Source organism: Isoptericola sp. 178 (genome assembly GCF_030586525.1).
In the GTDB taxonomy this organism is placed as follows: domain Bacteria; phylum Actinomycetota; class Actinomycetes; order Actinomycetales; family Cellulomonadaceae; genus Isoptericola; species Isoptericola sediminis.
Window position 1 is genome coordinate 281428 of record NZ_JAUQYN010000003.1, and the last position, 18047, is coordinate 299474.

Sequence of the window (18047 nt, forward strand, 5' to 3'; positions counted from 1 at the left end):
AGCGCAGACTCACGATTCCCCCCGCAACCCCGTCAGCAGGGTGGTCGCGTCCGGGCTCGCGTCCAGGAGCTGGCCGATGTGCTGGGCGGTGCCGCGCAGCGGGTCCGGCATCGGCACGCGCTGCAACGAGGCGGCACCCGCGACGTCGAAGATCACCGAGTCCCAGCTGGCCGCCGAGACCTCGTCGGCGTAGCGCTCCATCACCTCGCCGCGGAACCACGCCCGCGTGTCCGTCGGCGGGTGGTGCACCGCGCGGGCGACCTCGTCCTCGGTGGTGATCCGCTCCACCGCCCCGGAGGCCACCAGCCGGTGGTAGATCCCCCGCTCGGGGCGCACGTCCGACCACTGCAGGTCGAGGGCTCCCAGCCGCGGGTGGTCCCAGTCCAGGCCGTCGCGGGAGCGCAGGCGCTCCAGGAGGCGCAGCTTGGCCACCCACTCGACCTCGCGGGCGCAGGACATCGGGTCCTCGGCGAGCCGCTCGAGGACGTCGCGCCAGCGGGCGACGACCTCGTCGGACGCGGCGTCCGAGCCGAGGGCCGCCAGCGACCGCGTCACGAGGTCGAGCAGTCGCCGCTGGATCTCCAGCGCGGTGGCCGTCGTCCCGTCGGCGAGGTCGAGACCGGCGTCCAGGTCGAGGTCGCGCGAGACCTGCCGCACGGCCGGGACCGGGTCGGCGAGCCGGAGCCGGGACAGCTCGGCGCGGGCCGCGACCCCGGCCTCGGCGAGGTCGTCCAGGTGCTCGAGCACCCACAGCACCAGCGAGGTGGTGCCCAGCTTGAGGTAGGTGGCGACCTCGAGGTGGTTGGCGTCGCCGAGGATGAGGTGCAGGCGGCGCCAGCGCGTCCGATCGGCGTGCGGCTCGTCGCGCGTGTTGACGATCGGTCGGCGCAGGGTCGTCTCCAGGCCGATCTCGGCCTCGATGTAGTCGGCACGCTGCGAGAGCTGGAACCCGGGCTCGTCCCCGGTCTGGCCGAGCCCGACACGGCCGGAGCCGGTGTACACCTGCCGGGTGACGAGGAACGCGGTGACCAGCTCCGCGAGCGTGCTGAAGGGCAGGTCGCGGTCGACCAGGTAGTTCTCGTGGGTGCCGTAGCTCGCGCCCTTGCCGTCGACGTTGTTCTTGTAGAGCACGATCTCGGTGCCCGGCACCTGGGCCAGATGCCGGGAGGCCGCCAGCATCACCCGTTCGCCGGCCACGTCCCACACGACGGCGTCGCGCGGGTTGGTGACCTCCGGCGAGGAGTACTCGGGATGGGCGTGGTCCACGTACAGCCGGGCGCCGTTGGTGAGGATGCAGTTGGCGGCGCTCGGGTCGTCGTAGTCCTCCGCCTCCGGGCGCTCGACGCTCTCGGGCGTGGCCGCCGTGTCCCCGGCGCCGTCCGTGCCGGACGGCGCCGGGGCGTCCGGGTCGTCCGTCAGCAGGGACGGGTGGGCGGAGGCGCGGTCGAGGTGGAAGCCGCGGGCGTCCGCCAGCGGGTCCTCGTCGTCGTAGTCCCACCGCGCCGGCGGGTGGCCGGGACGGCCGTCCTGGACCAGCGCCCGATAGGTGGTCACGACCTGGGAGCTCATCAGCATCGGGTTCGCCATCGGGCGCCCCGGGGACAGCACGCCGTACTCGGTCTCGATGCCCATCACGCGTCGCACGCTCACACGCCCACCCTATGCGGGGACCGGTCCCCACCGCGTCGATAGGGTGAGCCCGTGGTGGATTGGTTCACGCGGGCCGTGCGCGGCCACGACTGCGGCGAGGCCGCGCTCGCCGTCGACTGGTCGGCGACGCCGCTCGGCCCTCCCGACGCCTGGCCCACGGGCCTGCGACGGGCCGTCGAGCTGTGCTTCAGCACCCGGTTCGCCGTCCTGGTGACCTGGGGCCCCGAGCTCACCATGATCTACAACGACGGGTACCGCGAGATGCTCGGTCGCGACCTGCACCCGCAGGCCATGGGCGCTGCCGCGCCGAAGCTCTGGGGACAGATCTGGGACGAGGTCGGTCCCCTGTTCGACGACGTCATGCGCACGGGCAGGCCCACCTGGGACGTCGACATGCCGTTGATGATGGACCGGTCGGGGTTCGTCGAGGAGACCCGGTTCACCTTCTCGTACAGCCCGCTGCGAGACGACGACGGTGTGGTGCAGGGCGTCATGGACATCGCGACCGAGACCACCGACCAGGTCGTCGACCGACGTCGCCTGTCCACCCTCAGCCGCCTCTCGTTCGCGCTCCACGGCCACCACGGCGACCCCGAGGAGGTAGCCGACCTGGCCACCGCGGTGCTGCGAGACGCCGAGGACGTCGGCTTGGTGCACGTCTCCCTCGGTGACCCGGGCGGGCCGGACCGGCACGACGAGGCGACCGACCGCCGGGACACGGCATGGCCCGCGGGACCGGTCTGGCACGGCCGGACGCTGTTCGCTCCCCTGGACACCCACCCGGAGCGGCCTCCGCTCGGGACGATCACGCTGCGGGGCAACGAGCAGCGGCCTCTCGACGAGACGCAGCGCGCCTTCCTCCTGCTGCTCGCGTCGACCGTGTCGCACGCCGTCGCCGCGGCGGAGGAGCACCGGAGCCGCGTCGGTCGGCTCACCAGCGTCAGCGACGCGCTGCAGCAGGCCATGGTGCCCGCCACCCCGGCGTCACCACGTTGGCAGACGCACTACCGACCCGCCGACCACAGGATGGCGGTGGGCGGGGACTGGTTCGACGTGGTCGAGCTGTCCTCGGGCCGGTTCGGGCTGGTCGTCGGCGACTGCGTCGGCCACGGTGTCGTGGCGGCCGCGTCCATGGGGAGGCTCAGCAGCGCGGGACGCGCGCTGATGCTGGCGGGGTCCGGTCCCGCGCAGGTCCTCACGATGCTCGACGAGTTCGCCCGGACCGTGCCCGGTGCCGAGCTCGCGACGGTCTTCTGCGGCGTGGTCGAGCCCGCGACGATGACGCTCACCTACTCCAGCGCCGGGCATCCCCCGGGACTGCTGGTCGGCACCGACGGCGCCAGCGCATGGCTGGACGGTGCCCGCGGCCCGCTGCTCACCCTGCCGCACGCCGGCCGGTCGGAGCACACGACGACGCTCGCCCCCGGCGACACCGTGCTGCTCTACACCGACGGCCTGGTCGAACGGCGCGACACGAGGATCCGGGACGGCCTCGAGCGTCTCGCGGCGTTGGCCCGCGCCGAGTGCCGCGGCACCCCGCTGGGCGAGCTGCCCGAGCGCCTCCTCGACGCGATGCTGCCCGACGGCGCCCGCGACGACGTCGCTCTCGTGGCCTACCGCACCGACTGAGCGCCGCACCCCCACGGCCCCCCCGGTTACAGGTACTGACCGGTGGAGTGCACCGTGTCGATGGTCCGCGGCGTGCTGTGCTCGCCCTTCTTCTTCGAGATCGTGCGGATGAAGACGATCCGCTCGCCCTTCTTGCCGCTGATACGGGCCCAGTCGTCGGGGTTCGTCGTGTTCGGCAGGTCCTCGTTCTCCTGGAACTCGTCGACGCACGCCGCCAGCAGGTGCTCCACGCGGATCCCGCGCTGACCGGAGGCCAGGAGGTCCTTGATCGCCGACTTCTTGGCCCGGTCCACGACGTTCTCGATCATGGCCCCGGAGTTGAAGTCCTTGAAGTACAGCGTCTCCTTGTCGCCGCTGGCGTAGGTGACCTCGAGGAACTGGTTGTCCTCGTCCTCGGCGTACATCCGCTCCACGACGGACCGGACCATCGCCTGGACGGCCTCCGCCGGGTCCCCGCCGTGCTCGGCGAGGTCGTCGGTGTGGATCGGCAGGTCGGGGGTGAGGTACTTGCCGAAGATCTCCGTGGCCCCCTCCGCGTCGGGACGCTCGATCTTGATCTTCACGTCCAGCCGCCCGGGACGCAGGATCGCCGGGTCGATCATGTCCTCCCGGTTGGAGGCACCGATGACGATGACGTTGTCGAGCCGCTCCACCCCGTCGATCTCGGCGAGCAGCTGCGGCACGATCGTGGTCTCGACGTCCGAGGAGAGCCCCGTCCCGCGGGTGCGGAACAGCGACTCCATCTCGTCGAAGAACACGACCACGGGCATCCCCTGGCTGGCCTTCTCCCGGGCCCGGGCGAAGATCAGGCGGATGTGCCGCTCGGTCTCCCCGACGTACTTGTTGAGCAGCTCGGGGCCCTTGACGTTGAGGAAGAAGCTCTTCGCGTTGGGGTCGCCCCCGCGCTTCTCGGCCACCATGTGCGCCAGCGAGGAGGCGACGGCCTTGGCGATGAGGGTCTTGCCGCAGCCCGGAGGGCCGTAGAGCAGGACGCCCTTGGGCGGGCGCAGCCCGTGCTCGCGGAACAGGTCGGGGTGGGAGAAGGGCAGCTCGACGGCGTCACGGATCGCCTCGATCTGCTCCCCCAGGCCGCCGATGTCCTCGTAGGCGATGTCCGGCACCTCTTCGAGGACCAGCTCCTCGACCTCCGACTTCGGCACCACCTCGAAGACGAACCCGCTGCGTACGTCGACCGTCAGGGCGTCGCCGACCCGCAGCGTGTCGGCGGCGACGGAGCCGGCCAGACGCACGACGCGCTCCTCGTCGGCGCGTCCGACGACCAGCACGCGCTCGTGGTCGAGGACCTCCTTGACCGTGACGAGCTCACCGGTGCGCTCGTAGCCCCCGGCGCCGACGACGGTCATCGCCTCGTTGAGCTTGACCTCCTGGCCCGGGGCGAGGTCGGCCAGCCGCAGCTGGGGACTGGCCTGGACGTGCATCTTGCGGCCCTGCGAGACGACGTCGACCGACCCGTCGTCGTGCGCCGACAGGAACGTGGCGTAGGTCCCGGGCGGCTTGGCGAGGTCGTCGATCTGCTTCTTCAGCTCGACGATCTGCTCGCGGGCCGCGCGCAGCGCCTCGGCGAGCCGCTCGTTCTTCGCCGCGAGCAGCGCCAGCTGGGCGTCGCGACCGGACGGCGCCGGCGTGTCCGAGTGCTCCGGGCGAACAGGCTGGTCGGTCATGGCGTCCCCTTCCGTGCGGCCCGGGCATCCTCCCCTCCGCTGAGAGGATTCCTCCCGGGTGACAGCACCCTACGGGTCAACGCCGACAACGTGTGGCACATTTCACGGTCGGGTCCCGACGTTCACACGATGACGACCGAACCGTGACTCCCCCGCAATCTGCCGGGAACGTCACTCCGGTTCCTGGCCGACCTGACGACGCACGCGACGGATCTTCTTGTCCGAGACCGCCTTCTCGCCGAGCTCCTCCTCGTTCCAGCGGCCGGCGCCCCACTGTTCCTCGTCGCCCGGGCGCGAACCCTTGGCCGGACGCCGCTTGCGCACCGGCGGGGTGACGCCGTCGGCCAGCCGGCGCGCGGTCAGCAGGAAGCCGGTGTGCCCGACCATCCGGTGCTGCGGCCGGACCGCCAGGCCCTCGAGGTGCCAGCCGCGCACCATCGACTCCCAGGCGGACGGCTCGGCGAACCGTCCGTCGGCGCGCAGCGCCTCGGCGGTCCGGGACAGCTGGGTCGCGGTGGCGACGTAGCAGACCAGCACACCGCCCGGGATCAGTGCCTCGGCGACCGCGTCCACGTTCTCCCACGGCGCGAGCATGTCCAGCACGACGCGGTCCACCGAGCCAGGGTCCACGACCTCGCCCGCCCGGTCGGCCAGGTCGCCGGTGTGCAGGTGCCAGGCGGGGTGGGGGCCGCCGAAGAACGTCTCGACGTTGCCGCGCGCGATCGCGGCGAAGTCCTCTCGGCGCTCGATCGAGTGCAGCTCGCCCGCGTCGCCGACGGCGCGCAGCAGCGACATGGTCAGCGCGCCCGAGCCGACGCCGGCCTCGAGGACCCGGGCGCCGGGGAAGATGTCCGCCATCTGGATGATCTGGCCGGCGTCCTTGGGGTAGACGACGGCGGCACCCCGCGGCATCGACAGCACGTAGTCGCTGAGCAGCGGGCGCAGGGCGAGGTACTCGATCCCGGCGGTGTTGGTGACCACCCACCCCTCGGGGCGACCGATGAGGTCCTCGTGGCGGAAGTAGCCCTTGTGCGTGTGGAAGGTGGCGTTCTCGGCGAGCGTGATCGTGTGCATCCGACCCTTGGGGTCGGTCAGCTGGACCTTGTCGCCGACGCGGAAGGGACCGCGGCGGATGTCGGCACCGGTGGCGGAGGAGGAAGTCACGCCGATCGAGTCTACCGGCGGCCCGCCGGGCGGACCGCCGCCGCGACCCGTGCCACGTCCAGCACCCCGACGACCCGGCCGCCGTCCGTCACCGGCACCACGCGCGCGCCGCCGGAGACACGGGCCAGGTGCTCCAGCAGCTCGGGTCCGGACTGCTCGAGCGCGACGGCCGCTCCCGCGGGGAACGGGACGAGCGCCGACTCGACCGGGACGGCCGCCGCCTGGTCGGCCGGGACGGCGGCCGCGGCCTGCGGGTCCACCCACCCGGTCGGCTCCCCCCGGTCGTCCACGACCACGACCGCGACCTCGCCGTGGCCGCGCGCCGCCCGACCGGCCTCGGCGACGGGAGTCCCCGCCGGGACCACGACGGCGGTGGTCATCAGGGTGCGCACGTCGATCCGGCTGACGGCGTCGCGCCGCCGGCCGGCACGCATGGCCTCGGAGGCACCGGACCAGAGGAACGCCCCGATGAGCGCGGCCCACATGACGGTGAAGAGGTCCGGGCTGCGCCCGTCGACGAGCGGCCAGACCAGGGCGCCGAGCACGACGGCGAGACCGACGGCACGGCCGACCCACCCGGCGGCCACCGTGCCCGTCGTCCGGGACCCGGTGAGGGCCCAGACGGCGGACTCGAGCACCTGCCCGCCGTCGAGCGGAAGGCCGGGGAGCAGGTTGAACGCCCCGACGAACGCGTTGGAGAACGCCCCCGCGTACAGCAGCAGCGCAGGGATCGACGACGACGACTGGGCGGTGAAGAGGAACCAGAACGCGGCGGCGAGCGCCAGGTTCGTCAGAGGTCCGACGACGGCGATCAGCGCGCTGTCCCGCGGGCGGCGCACGGCCCCCGAGTAGGCCGTGTGACCACCCCACAGCGTCAGGGCCAGCTCGTCCACGCGGTGACCGCGCGCCCGCGCCACCAGCGCGTGCGCGACCTCGTGGCAGAACACCGAGGCGAACAGCAGCAGGACGAACGCGAAGGCCACGACCAGGACGCCGACCGTTCCCATCGCCGGGGCGAAGGCGCGCACCGTCGGCGCGAAGAGCAGCGTCAGCACGACGGCTGCCACGAACCACGACCGGGTCACCAGGACGGGTGCACCGGCCACGCGGCCGATCCGCCACCCGGAGGAGCGTTGAGTCACCGGTCCAGGCTATCCGGCGTGGCGCCCGGGAACCGCTGGCGCCCGGGAACCGCTGGCGCCCGGCAGCGGTCGTGTGGGCGGCCGGCCGTAGGGTGTCACGCATGACGACGACGGCGGATCCTGCCACCGGTTCACCGGACGCCACGGAGGTCGACACCGCGGCGGAGGCGCCCCGCAGACCGGCCCTGTCGCCGTCGCGGGCGAACGACTTCATGCAGTGCCCGCTGCTGTTCCGGTTCCGGACGGTGGACCGGCTGCCGGAGCCTCCGTCCTCGGCCGCGGCGCGCGGCACCCTCGTCCACGCCGTGCTGGAGCGCCTCTACGACGCCCCGCTCGGGGAGCGCACCCCCGAGGCGGCGCGCGCCCTGCTGCCGGGCGAGTGGGAGCGGCTGGTCGAGGTCGAGCCCCGCTACGCCGAGCTTTTCACCCCCGGCGGCGACGCCACCGGCCAACCCCTCGAGACCTGGCTCGAGGGCGCCGGACGACTGCTGGGCACGTACTTCACGCTGGAGGACCCGAACCGGCTCGAACCCGCGGCGCGCGAGCTGAAGGTGGAGAGCCAGCTCGAGGACGGGCCGCTGCTGCGCGGCGTCGTCGACCGCCTCGACGTCGCCCCCGACGGGGCGGTCCGCGTGGTCGACTACAAGTCCGGCCGGTCGCCGCGCCCGGGTTTCGAGGCCTCGGCGCTGTTCCAGATGCGGTTCTACGGTCTGGTCGTCTGGCGCGAGCGGGGCGTCCTGCCGAAGATGCTGCAGCTCGTCTACCTGGGGGACGGCCAGGTGCTGCGCGCCGAGCCCCGCGCACGCGAGCTGGAGGTCACCGAGGCCAAGGTGCGCAGCCTGTGGGACGCCATCACCACGGCGGCCCGCCGGGGGGAGTTCGTCCCGAAGCAGAGCAAGCTGTGCGGCTGGTGCGCCCACCAGGCCGTGTGCCCGGCCTTCGACGGCACTCCCCCGCCGCTCCCGGCCGACGCCCTGCGCCGACGGCTGGGGGTCGAGGTCTAGCGGCTCAGGTGGCGGCCGGGGTGAGGTCGAACACCTCGCCCGCGACGAGGCGACGCATCGTGCCCAGGTCGACGTCCGCGAGGCTGGCCGCGCGGCTCAGCCCGGGCCGTGGCTCGACGGGCAGGACGGCCTCGACGCCGAGGGTGCGCGCCCCGGACGCCAGCGCGGAGGAGATGCCGGCCGGCGAGTCCTCGAGCGCCACGCACTCCTCGACCGGCACGCCCAGCCGCTCGACGGCGACCAGGTACGGCTCGGGGTCCGGCTTGCCGCGGGTCACCTGGTCGCCGGTGACGAGCGTCTCGAACGCCCCGGGCACGTGCGCGGTGACGGCCTCGGCGAGCACCGTGTAGCTCATCGTGACCAGGGCGCAGCGCACGCCGGCCTCACCCAGGGCGGCGAGCAGCTCGCGGGCACCGGGCCGCCACGGCACGGACTCGGCGACCTGGGCCTGCACCCGTCCCAGGAGGTGCTGCACGATGGCGTCGAGGGGCAGGTCGACGCCGGCCTCCTGCAGGACACCCGCCGAGACCGTCAACGGGTTGCCCACGAGCTCCAGCGCCTGCTCGTGGGACCACCGGCCACCGTGGGCGGCGACGAGCTCGTGCTCGGCGCGGATCCAGTACGGCTCGGTGTCGACGAGGGTGCCGTCCATGTCCCACAGGACGGCGGCGGGCAGCGCGGCGGTGTCGTCAGGCATCACCCCGTCATCGTACGAGGGCCGTCGGCGGGACCCGGGGCCCGTCGAGGACGGTTCCGGGCCCGCCTGTATAGGCTGACCAGATGACCACCGAGCAGCCGGTCGGCCGTCACGCCGCACGTCAGACCGTCATGATCGCGGCCTTCGAGGGGTGGAACGACGCGGGCAGCGCCGCCACGGACGCCCTCGAGCACCTCGCCGACGTGTGGGGAGCCTCACTGCACCGCGAGCTCGACCCCGAGGACTACCACGACTTCCAGGTGAACCGACCGATGATCGGCAGCGGGCCGGACGGACGTCGGATCATCGCCTGGCCCACCACGACCGTGTCCGTCGCCGAGCTGGCGGACCGCCGTGTCGTGCTGGTGCACGGCATCGAGCCGTCGTTCCGCTGGAAGACCTACTGCCGCGAGCTGCTGGACATCGCGACGGAGCTGGGGGTGCGGACCGTGGTCACGCTCGGGGCGCTCCTCGCCGACGTGCCGCACACCCGCCCCATCCCCCTGACGGCGACCACGGAGAGCCCGGGGCTCCGAGCGGTGCTCGACGTCGAGCCGAGCACCTACGAGGGTCCGACCGGGATCGTCGGGGTGCTGCAGCACGAGGCCGCCGCCCGCGAGTTCCAGGCGGTGTCGTTGTGGGCGGCGGTGCCGCACTACGTCGCCAACCCGCCCTCGCCCAAGGCCACCCTCGCCATCCTGACCCGGGTGGAGGACCTGGTGGGCGCGTCGGTGCCGATGCGTGACCTGCCCGAGGACGCCGAGGCGTGGCAGGAAGGGGTGGACGAGCTGGCCCGCGAGGACTCCGAGATCTCCGAGTACGTGCAGCAGCTCGAGGAGGCGAAGGACACCGCGGAGCTGCCGGAGGCGTCCGGGGAGGCGATCGCCCAGGAGTTCGAGCGCTACCTGCGGCGCCGGGACCTGGGACCGGGCCGGGGTGGCGGCCACGGGACACCGGGGAACCCGGACAAGAGCTGACGCCCCGCCCGCGGCGGGCCCGGCCGGCACCGTGCCGGCCGGGGCGTCACAGCCGGACGCCGAGCAGCGCGTTGACGGCGCGGGCGACGACGCCGGGAGCGCCCTCGGTGTCCGCGGAGGTGTCCCGCCCCGGCGCGAGCGCCTCGTCGGCCCACGCGTCGACGGCCGCGAGGGCACGCGGGGCGTCCAGGTCGTCGGCGAGAGCGTCCCGCATCTCGGCCAGGGTGGCCTCCCAGGCCGGCCCCCCGTTGCCGGACACGGCCTCCCGCCACCTGTCCAGGCGGGCCTGCGCGGTCGTGAGCAGGTCGTGCGTCCACTCCCACTCGGCGCGGTAGTGCTGCGACAGGATGCCCAGCCGCACCGCCATCGGGTCGACGCCCTCGCGGCGCAGGGCCGAGACCAGCACGAGGTTGCCCCGCGACTTGCTCATCTTGTGGCCCTCGTAGGCGATGAGTCCGGCGTGCGCGTGCGCGCCGGGCGCGGAGGACGGGCCGGCGAGCATGCGCCCGTGCGAGACCGACATCTCGTGGTGCGGGAAGACCAGGTCCGAGCCGCCGCCCTGGACGTCGAAGGGCAGCCCGATCCCGTCGCGGGCGATGACCGTGCACTCGACGTGCCACCCGGGGCGCCCGGTGCCCAGGACGCCGCCGTCCCAGGTGGGCTCGCCCGGCCGCTCACGGCGCCACAGCAGCGGGTCGAGCGGGTTCTTCTTGCCCTCGCGGTCGGGGTCGCCGCCCCGCTCGGCGAACAGCTCGGCCATCGTGACCCGGTCGAACCCGGAGACGGCGCCGAAGTCGGGGTCGGCGGTCAGGTCCGCGTACACGTCCCCCAGACAGGGGTCGTCGCCGCCCGCCCCGGGCTCGACGGGGACGCGGTAGGCGCTCCCTTCCTCCAGCATCCGGGCCACGGCCTCGGCGATCGGCCCCACGTACTCGGCGACACCGGTCCACGGGTCGGGCGGGATGACGCCGAGCGCCGTCATGTCCTCGCGGAAGAGCGCCACCTGCTCGGCCGCGAGCTCGTGCCAGTCCACGCCGGTGGCCGCGGCCCGCTCCAGCAGCGGGTCGTCGACGTCGGTGACGTTGGAGCTGTACGTCACGTCCTTGCCGGCGTCGATCCAGGCCCGGTGCAGCAGGTCGAACGCGACGTAGGTCGCGGCGTGCCCGAGGTGGGTCGCGTCGTACGGCGTGATCCCGCACACGTAGCTGCGTGCCGTCGACCCGGGGGCCGCCTCGACGAGACATCCGGTCGTCGTGTCGTGGATGCGCACGACGGGACGGCGGCCGTCCGCGGGCGCGGGCAGCTCGGGGATCTGAGGGGTGGGCCAGGATCGCACGGCCCCAGGGTACCGGCGTCAGACGGTGGTCACGGCGGGGTCGGCCTCCAGGACGCCCGTGAGAATCAGCACGACGACCAGCACCGCCAGGCCGTAGCGGTAGTAGACGAACGGCTTGTAGGAGTACGTCGAGACGATCTTGAGGAAGCCGATCAGCACGACGTAGCCGAGGGCGAAGGCCACGAGGGTCGCGATCAGGGTCGCGCCCCACCCCGCCGACCCGGGCGCCGGGTCTCCCCCGGCGGCCTTGGCCAGCTGGTAGAAGCCCGAGCCCAGCACGGCCGGGATCGCCAGGAGGAACGAGTAGTCGGCCGCGGCGCGCCGGGTGAAACCCATCGCGAGCCCGGCCGTGATGGTGCCACCGGACCGCGACACGCCGGGGATGAGCGCCAGCGCCTGCGCGAGCCCGTACCCGATCGCCCGCTTCGGGGTCAGGTCCTCCACGACGCGGGTGCGCCGCCCGTAGCGGTCGGCCAGGTCGAGCAGGACGCCGAAGACCACCAGCGTCGCCACGGTGATCCACAGGTTGCGCAGCGTGGTCTCGATCGCCTCGTCGAAGAGCACGCCCAGCACGACGATCGGCAGCGAGCCGAGGGCGATGTACCAGGCCATGCGGGCGTCGGCGTCGTGCGCGCCGAACCGGTCGCGCCACGTGGTGCCGTGGTCGCCGCGCAGCGAGGTCCACCACCCCACGCAGATGTCCCGGATCGCGCGGCGGTAGTACAGCAGGACCGCCACCTCGGTGCCGATCTGGGTCACGGCCGTGAACAGGGCGCCCGGGTCGGCACCACCGATCAGCTCACCGACGATCCTCAGCTGTGCGCTGGAGGAGACCGGCAGGAACTCGGTGAAACCCTGGACCAGACCGAGGATGATCGCTTCCCACGCACTCACGAGCGGCCACACTACCGTTCCTGCAGGTGGGCTCCGGCACGTGCCGTCCCGGCCTCCGGCGAGGTTCCGGGGCGCGGTCGCGCCCCGCCGGTAGGGTCACGGCCATGGAAAGACGCCAGGTGGGAGGCTCGGGGCTGCACGTCTCGGCGCTGGGACTCGGCACCATGTCGTGGGGTCGCGACACGGACGCGGACGACGCTGCACAGATCCTGCGGGCGTTCCTGGACGCGGGCGGGTCGCTCGTCGACACCGCGGCCGCGTACGGCGACGGGGACGCCGAGCAGATGCTCGGCGACCTGCTGGACGGCCCCGTCGCACGCGAGGAGCTGGTGATCGCGACGAAGGCCGGGGTGCGCCACGGCCCGGAGGGCACGCGTCGCGACGCGTCGCGCGGGGGGCTGCTGGGCGAGCTGGATGCCTCCCTGCAGCGGCTGGGCACCGACCACGTCGACCTGTTCCTGGTCGCGTGCCCCGACCCCGTCACGCCGCTGGAGGAGACCGTCTCGGCCCTGCGGCTGGCCGTGACGTCCGGCCGGGCACGCTACGTCGGGCTCTCGAACTTCCCGGCCTGGGCCTCGGCGCGGGCCGCGACGCTGCTGGAGTCGACCGACGGCATCGGGCTCGCGGCCCTGCAGCTGGAGTACTCGCTGCTGCAGCGCGGGCTGGAACGAGAGGTCGGGCCGGCGGCCGCCGCCCTGGGTCTCGGGCTGCTCGCCTGGTCGCCGCTCGGCCGCGGCGTGCTGACCGGCAAGTACCGGCGCAGCGTCCCGGCGGACTCACGGGGTGCCTCGAACCGGCTGGCCGGCTTCGTCGAGCCGTACGTCGAGGACGCGGGCGCGGCGTCCGTCGTCGAGGCCGTCGCCACGGCCGCGGACGGTCTGGGCCGCGCCCCCCTGGAGGTGGCCCTGGCCTGGCTGCTCGCCCGCCCCCAGGTGGCGTCCGCCATCGTGGGGGCGCGGACCCCGGTCCACCTGCGCGGGGCGACGGGGGCGGTGGACCTCGACCTGCCGGCCGAGGTGCACGGGGCCCTCGACGACGTCTCCGGGCTGTCCCTGGGCTACCCCGAGCGCTGGTAGCGGCCCGCCTCAGCGGGCACTGGCCTCGTCGTCGTCCTCGTCGTAGTCCTCGTCCTCGTCGTCGTCATCGTCGTCGAGGTAGAACGGCGTCACCTCGCTGTAGGCCTGCGCCAGCGCGTCCTCGTACACCTCGAACGCGTCGGCGAGCACCTCGTAGGCGTCGTCGACGGCGGGGTCCTCGTCCCCCCGGCGGGAGGACACCGCGTGGAAGTGCCCCTCGAGGGCGGCGACGAAACGGTCCAGCGCGGCACGCGGGTCAGCGGTCATGCTCCGACCGTAGCGCCAAGAGCGGCAGAATGGGCACACGAAAACGACGCACGGCCTGATCGGGAGGCGACGGATGGCATCGAGCTGGCGCACGCACGGGCAGTACGAGTACCGGGTGGTCACGATCGACCGCGGCACCTCGGTGCCGGACGCCCGCAAGCGGCTCACCGAGGAGGCCGAGTACGGACGGTGGGAGCTCGCCCGCACCCGCCTCTACCTGGGTGGAGAGCGGCGGGTGTGGCTGCGCCGCAAGATCATCAAGGCGACCTCGACGCTCTGAGATGGAGACCTTCCGCAAGTCCCGCGCCGGCGCGCCGGCCGGGTTCTTCGACACCGAGGCGGCGGGGCTGCGCTGGCTCACGGTCGACGGCGGGCCCCGGGTGGCCCGGGTGCTGGAGACCGGCCCGGGGCACCTCGACCTCGAACGTCTCGACGCGGCCCCGCCGACCGCGGCGGCCGCCCGCGCCTTCGGCGGCCGGCTGGCGACGCTGCACGATGCCGGAGCCCCCGCCTTCGGCGCCCTGCCCCCGGACGCCGAACGGGGATGGTTCGGACCGCTGGACGACCCGCTCGACATGCCCGCCGGCGCGTTCGAGGACTGGCCGACGTTCTACGCCGAGGCGCGGCTGCGACCGATCGTCGCCCAGGGGCTCGAGCGCGGGGTGCTCGGTCGCCGCGACGCCGAGGCGATGGAGGCGGTGTGCCGGGTGCTGCCCGACCTCGCCGGTCCGCCGGACTCCCCGGCGCGGCTGCACGGCGACCTGTGGTCGGGCAACCTGATGTGGACCGCCGACGACGACGGCGGCACCGAGGCGGCGCTCATCGATCCCGCCGCCCACGGTGGCCACCGGGAGACGGATCTGGCCATGCTCGCTCTCTTCGGTGCGCCGCACCTGGACGAGATCGTCGTCGGCTACGACGCCGTGCACCCGCTGGCCGCCGGGTGGGAGGACCGCGTCGCGCTGCACCAGCTCTACCCCCTGGCGGTGCACGCGGTGCTGTTCGGCGGCGGGTACGTCGACGGGACCAGGCGGTCGATGGCCGCGCTGGGCGGGTGACACCGTGCCGGTCACCAGCGCCGGGCTGCTCTTCCACCGTCGCACCGACGGCCGGCTCGCGGTGCTCCTGGCGCACATGGGCGGCCCGTTCTGGGCTCGCCGCGAGGTGGGCGCCTGGACGATCCTCAAGGGTGAGGTCGGTGCGGACGAGGACGCCCACACCGCCGCCGTCCGGGAGGCCGCCGAGGAGCTGGGCGTGCCGCTTCCCACGGAGACCGTGCCGGACCTCGACCTCGGCGAGGTGCGCCAGCGCTCCGGCAAACGGGTCCGGGCGTGGGCCCGGCGCTGGCCGCCGCCCGGCCCCGACCCGGAGGCGGTGCGCAGCAACACCGTCCGGATCGAGTGGCCGCCCCGGTCGGGCCGCCACGTGGACGTCCCGGAGATCGACCGGGTCGCCTGGTTCAGCCCGGACGAGGCGCGCCGGGTGGTCGTGCGCGGACAAGCCGACCTGGTCGACCGGCTCGAACGGGCACTGGACGACCCGGCCGCCGCGACCTGAGGGCGCTCAGCAGGTCGACAGCATCCGGTCCAGGACGCGCGTGCCGAACTTCAGGGCGTCGACCGGGACACGCTCGTCGACGCCGTGGAACATGCCGGCGAAGTCCAGCTCGGCGGGCAGCCGCAGCGGCGCGAAGCCGTAGCCGGTGATGCCGAGGCGGGCCAGCGACTTGTTGTCCGTGCCGCCGGACAGCGTGTAGGGCAGGACGACGGCGTCCGGGTCCTCGGCGTGCAGCGCGTCCACCATCGCGTCCACCAGTCCCCCGCTGAACGGCACCTCCAGGGAGCGGTCGGCGTGGATGGTCTCGACGCGCACCTGCGGCCCGGCGAGCTCGCGCAGCACGTCCCAGGCCTCGGCGTCGTGACCGGGCACCGTGCGCATGTCCAGCGCCGCGGTGGCCGACCCGGGGATGACGTTCGCCTTGTACCCGGCGTCGAGCTGGGTCGGGTTGGTCGTGTGCCGCACGGTGGCCCCGACGAACTTCGCGGCGGGCCCGAGGGCGGCCACCAGGGCGTCCACCTGCTCCCGGTCGGCCCCGCCCTCCGGGTCGAAGGGCAGGCCGGTCAGGTCCGACACGCCGCGCAGCAGCCGCTCCACCGTGGGGGTCAGCGTGTACGGCCAGGCGTGCTTGCCGATGCGGGCCACCGCGGCCGCCAGCTCGGTGACGGCGTTCTCGTGGTTGACCTGCGACCCGTGGCCGGCCCGGCCGTCGGCCACCAGGCGCAGCCAGGCGAGCCCCTTCTCGGCGGTCTGGACCAGGTAGGCGCGCCGGCCGCCGACGTCCACCGAGAACCCGCCGACCTCGCTGACGGCCTCGGTGGCCCCCTCGAAGAGCTCGGGGTGGTGGTCCACCAGCCAGCGGGCGCCCAGCACACCGCCGGCCTCCTCGTCGGCGAACATGCCGATCACGACGTCCCGTGCCGGGCGACGGCCCTCGCGGACCATCTGGCGCACGACCGCCAGGATCATCGCGTCCATGTCCTTCATGTCGACGGCGCCGCGCCCCCACAGCAGCCCGTCGATCTCCTCGCCGGCGAACGGGTCGACCGACCAGTCCGACGCCTGCGCGGGCACGACGTCGGTGTGCCCGTGCAGCACGAGGGCGTCCCGCGTCGGGTCGCTGCCCTCGAACCGGGCCACGACCGAGGTGCGGCCCGGCCGGGACTCGAAGATCTGCGGCTCGAGCCCGACGTCGGCGAGCAGACCGGCCACGTACTCGGCGGCCTTGCGCTCGCCGGGTCCCTGGTTCTCGCCGTAGTTGGACGTGTCGATCCGCAGCAGGTCCTGGCAGATCCCGACGACCTCGTCGGCGGCGGTGGGCTGGGGCTGGTCGTTCCCGGGTGCGTTCACGCACACACCGTACCCACCGTCAGGCGACCGTCCGGACGCAGCTCCAGCCGGGTGTCCACGCCCAGCCGGTCCAGGAACGCCCGGTCGTGGCTGACCACCAGCAGCGCGCCCCGGTACGACGTCAGGGCCTCGACGAGGCGGTCGACGCTGGCCAGGTCCAGGTTGTTCGTCGGCTCGTCCAGCACCAGCAGCTGTGCGGGGGGCTCCGCGAGCAGCAGCCGGGCCAGGTGCACCCGGAACAGCTCTCCGCCGGACAGCGTGGCCACCAGGCGCTCGACCTGGGCGCCGCGCACGAGGAACCGGGCCAGCCGGGCGCGCAGCTCGCCCGGGGTGACGCCGGGGGCTCCGGTGCGCACGGCCTCCAGCACGGTGGCGCGCGGGTCCAGGCCGTCCAGGCGCTGGGGCAGGTACCCGACCCGGTCCGTGCACAGCTCACCGGCCGGGGACGGGCCGGCGAGCAGCCGCTGCAGCAGCGTCGTCTTGCCCACGCCGTTCGCCCCGGTCAGGGCGACACGCTGGGGGCCGGCGACGACGACGTCCCGGCCGTCGGACGACCCGAGCACCGCGATGCGCCGCGACGCCGGGACCTGCGGGTCCGGCAGGTCGACCGTGATGCGGTCGTCGTCACGGACCGCGCTCCGGGCGGTCTCGACGGCGGTGCGCGCCGTGCTCTCCGCGGCCGCGGCGGCCCCGCGCCGCGCGCCCTGCGACTTCTCGGCCGCGTTGCGTCGGTCGTTGATCGCCGCCTTGACGAACTTCGCGTCGGCCGCGTCCTTGCGACCCTGGCGCTGCGAGTGCGCGACCCGCTCGGCGATCTTGATCCGTTCGCGGCGTTCGCGGCGCCAGGTCTGCTCGGCGTCCCGCACCGACCGCAGGGCGGCCTCCTGCTGCACGGCGAGATGCCGCTCGTAGACGCCGTGCGGTCCGCCGAACGTCGTCAGCGACCCGGCGCGCAGCTCGGCGGTGGCGTCCGTGAGCTCGAGGAGCTCCCGGTCGTGGGACACCACGACGAGGGCGCCACGCCAGGTGCGCACGAGCTCGGCGAGACGTTCCCGGGCGTGGCCGTCGAGGTTGTTCGTGGGTTCGTCGAGCAGCGCCACGTCGGGACGGCGCAGGCGCAGGCCGGTGAGGGCGGTGAGCACGGCCTCGCCGCCGGACAGGGTGCCGACGGCGCGGTCCAGGGCGCCGTCGGTGTGCGGAAGCCCCGTGGCTGCGAGCGCCGCCACGGCCCGCTCCTCGACGTCCCAGTCGTCCCCGACGGCGTCGAACTGCTCGGGGCGCACGTCGCCGTCGGCGATCGCCCGCACGGCGTCGAGGGCGGTCCGGAGGCCGAGGAGGTCCGCGACGGTCGCGTCGGTGTCGAGGGTGAGGCGCTGCGGCACGTAGCCCGCGGTACCGGCCACGGACACGGTCCCGGAGGACGGGGCGAGCTCGCCGCGATCAGCCGCAGCAGCGTGGACTTGCCGGTGCCGTTGTCACCGACCAGGCCGTGCGTGCGGCCGGGAAGGTCCCGGTGAGGGCGTCGAGGGCGATCGCGCCGTCGGGCCAGGTGAAGGTGAGGTCGTGCAGGGCGACGGCAGGGGACGGAGCAGGGGTGGGCACGGGATCTCCCGGGGGCGCGG

At 73.9% G+C, this 18047-nt stretch carries 16 protein-coding genes and 1 pseudogene; 7 read left to right on the top strand and 10 right to left on the bottom strand.

Going from position 1 to position 18047, the window contains the following annotated elements:
* Positions 1-9 precede the first annotated feature (9 nt).
* Entirely contained in the window at positions 10-1632 is a 1623-nt protein-coding gene (gene dop / locus Q6349_RS10435; protein WP_304604454.1) for a depupylase/deamidase Dop, read from the bottom strand.
* Positions 1633-1701: 69 nt separating this feature from the next.
* On the opposite strand from dop, the gene Q6349_RS10440 reads away from it, so the two are divergent.
* The gene (locus Q6349_RS10440) at positions 1702-3279 is read left to right on the top strand and encodes a PP2C family protein-serine/threonine phosphatase (RefSeq protein WP_304604032.1); all 1578 of its coding nucleotides are present in this window, start codon (positions 1702-1704) and stop codon (positions 3277-3279) included.
* A gap of 26 nt (positions 3280-3305) precedes the next feature.
* Here Q6349_RS10440 and arc read toward each other — a convergent pair whose 3' ends face one another.
* The 3 genes from arc to Q6349_RS10455 all read right to left on the bottom strand — a co-directional run bounded on the left by arc (position 3306) and on the right by Q6349_RS10455 (position 7267).
* Positions 3306-4961, bottom strand: coding sequence for a proteasome ATPase (gene arc / locus Q6349_RS10445; protein WP_304604033.1), 1656 nt, complete (start codon positions 4959-4961; stop codon positions 3306-3308).
* A 171-nt stretch (positions 4962-5132) separates the two neighbouring features.
* Positions 5133-6131, bottom strand: coding sequence for a tRNA (adenine-N1)-methyltransferase (locus Q6349_RS10450; RefSeq protein WP_370375392.1), 999 nt, complete (start codon positions 6129-6131; stop codon positions 5133-5135).
* 5 nt (positions 6132-6136) lie between these two features.
* Positions 6137-7267 (bottom strand): site-2 protease family protein, encoded by a 1131-nt coding sequence (locus Q6349_RS10455; RefSeq protein WP_304604035.1) that lies wholly within the window; start codon positions 7265-7267, stop codon positions 6137-6139.
* 101 nt (positions 7268-7368) lie between these two features.
* Here Q6349_RS10455 and Q6349_RS10460 point away from each other — a divergent pair, with 101 nt between their 5' ends.
* Complete coding sequence (locus Q6349_RS10460; protein WP_304604036.1) at positions 7369-8271, top strand: PD-(D/E)XK nuclease family protein; 903 nt, start codon at positions 7369-7371, stop codon at positions 8269-8271.
* Positions 8272-8275: 4 nt separating this feature from the next.
* Here Q6349_RS10460 and Q6349_RS10465 read toward each other — a convergent pair whose 3' ends face one another.
* Positions 8276-8968, bottom strand: a complete 693-nt coding sequence (locus Q6349_RS10465; protein WP_304604037.1) for an HAD family phosphatase — start codon at positions 8966-8968, stop codon at positions 8276-8278.
* A gap of 83 nt (positions 8969-9051) precedes the next feature.
* Here Q6349_RS10465 and Q6349_RS10470 point away from each other — a divergent pair, with 83 nt between their 5' ends.
* Complete coding sequence (locus Q6349_RS10470; RefSeq protein WP_171248278.1) at positions 9052-9945, top strand: PAC2 family protein; 894 nt, start codon at positions 9052-9054, stop codon at positions 9943-9945.
* 46 nt (positions 9946-9991) lie between these two features.
* Here the strand turns inward: Q6349_RS10470 and mshC are convergent, their stop codons facing one another.
* Together mshC and uppP are read right to left on the bottom strand one after the other, a co-directional pair.
* Positions 9992-11281 carry a cysteine--1-D-myo-inosityl 2-amino-2-deoxy-alpha-D-glucopyranoside ligase gene (gene mshC / locus Q6349_RS10475; RefSeq protein ID WP_304604038.1) on the bottom strand — a complete coding sequence of 430 codons (1290 nt, stop codon included), beginning with the start codon at positions 11279-11281 and terminating at the stop codon, positions 9992-9994.
* A gap of 18 nt (positions 11282-11299) precedes the next feature.
* A complete protein-coding gene (gene uppP, locus Q6349_RS10480) occupies positions 11300-12175 on the bottom strand; it encodes an undecaprenyl-diphosphatase UppP (RefSeq protein WP_304604039.1) in 876 nt (291 codons plus the stop codon).
* A 104-nt stretch (positions 12176-12279) separates the two neighbouring features.
* Here uppP and Q6349_RS10485 point away from each other — a divergent pair, with 104 nt between their 5' ends.
* Positions 12280-13251: an aldo/keto reductase gene (locus Q6349_RS10485; RefSeq protein ID WP_304604040.1), complete on the top strand. Its 972-nt coding sequence runs from the start codon at positions 12280-12282 to the stop codon at positions 13249-13251.
* A gap of 9 nt (positions 13252-13260) precedes the next feature.
* On the opposite strand, the gene Q6349_RS10490 is transcribed toward Q6349_RS10485, so the two are convergent.
* Positions 13261-13518 carry a primosomal protein gene (locus Q6349_RS10490; RefSeq protein ID WP_304604041.1) on the bottom strand — a complete coding sequence of 86 codons (258 nt, stop codon included), beginning with the start codon at positions 13516-13518 and terminating at the stop codon, positions 13261-13263.
* A gap of 73 nt (positions 13519-13591) precedes the next feature.
* On the opposite strand from Q6349_RS10490, the gene Q6349_RS10495 reads away from it, so the two are divergent.
* From Q6349_RS10495 to Q6349_RS10505, 3 genes are read left to right on the top strand one after another with little or no spacing between them, the layout of a single operon-like run.
* Positions 13592-13798, top strand: coding sequence for a DUF5703 family protein (locus Q6349_RS10495; RefSeq protein WP_171248273.1), 207 nt, complete (start codon positions 13592-13594; stop codon positions 13796-13798).
* 1 nt (position 13799) lies between these two features.
* Positions 13800-14576, top strand: coding sequence for a fructosamine kinase family protein (locus Q6349_RS10500; RefSeq protein ID WP_304604042.1), 777 nt, complete (start codon positions 13800-13802; stop codon positions 14574-14576).
* A gap of 4 nt (positions 14577-14580) precedes the next feature.
* Positions 14581-15075 carry an NUDIX domain-containing protein gene (locus Q6349_RS10505; protein ID WP_304604043.1) on the top strand — a complete coding sequence of 165 codons (495 nt, stop codon included), beginning with the start codon at positions 14581-14583 and terminating at the stop codon, positions 15073-15075.
* A gap of 6 nt (positions 15076-15081) precedes the next feature.
* Here the strand turns inward: Q6349_RS10505 and Q6349_RS10510 are convergent, their stop codons facing one another.
* Together Q6349_RS10510 and Q6349_RS10515 are read right to left on the bottom strand one after the other, a co-directional pair.
* The gene (locus Q6349_RS10510; RefSeq protein ID WP_304604044.1) at positions 15082-16425 is read right to left on the bottom strand and encodes a M20/M25/M40 family metallo-hydrolase; all 1344 of its coding nucleotides are present in this window, start codon (positions 16423-16425) and stop codon (positions 15082-15084) included.
* A pseudogene (locus Q6349_RS10515) lies at positions 16422-18027 on the bottom strand (ABC-F family ATP-binding cassette domain-containing protein). Before Q6349_RS10515 ends, Q6349_RS10510 begins: the two are co-directional and overlap by 4 nt.
* Positions 18028-18047: the final 20 nt, after the last annotated feature.

Coding starts and splice junctions, on each gene's coding strand:
- Q6349_RS10495 (WP_171248273.1), top strand. CDS start 13,592: ATGGCATCGAGCTGGCGCACGCACGGGCAGTACGAGTACCGGGTGGTC.
- Q6349_RS10500 (WP_304604042.1), top strand. CDS start 13,800: ATGGAGACCTTCCGCAAGTCCCGCGCCGGCGCGCCGGCCGGGTTCTTC.
- Q6349_RS10490 (WP_304604041.1), bottom strand. CDS start 13,518: ATGACCGCTGACCCGCGTGCCGCGCTGGACCGTTTCGTCGCCGCCCTC.
- Q6349_RS10485 (WP_304604040.1), top strand. CDS start 12,280: ATGGAAAGACGCCAGGTGGGAGGCTCGGGGCTGCACGTCTCGGCGCTG.
- Q6349_RS10470 (WP_171248278.1), top strand. CDS start 9,052: ATGACCACCGAGCAGCCGGTCGGCCGTCACGCCGCACGTCAGACCGTC.
- dop (WP_304604454.1), bottom strand. CDS start 1,632: ATGGGCATCGAGACCGAGTACGGCGTGCTGTCCCCGGGGCGCCCGATG.
- arc (WP_304604033.1), bottom strand. CDS start 4,961: ATGACCGACCAGCCTGTTCGCCCGGAGCACTCGGACACGCCGGCGCCG.
- Q6349_RS10460 (WP_304604036.1), top strand. CDS start 7,369: ATGACGACGACGGCGGATCCTGCCACCGGTTCACCGGACGCCACGGAG.
- Q6349_RS10465 (WP_304604037.1), bottom strand. CDS start 8,968: ATGCCTGACGACACCGCCGCGCTGCCCGCCGCCGTCCTGTGGGACATG.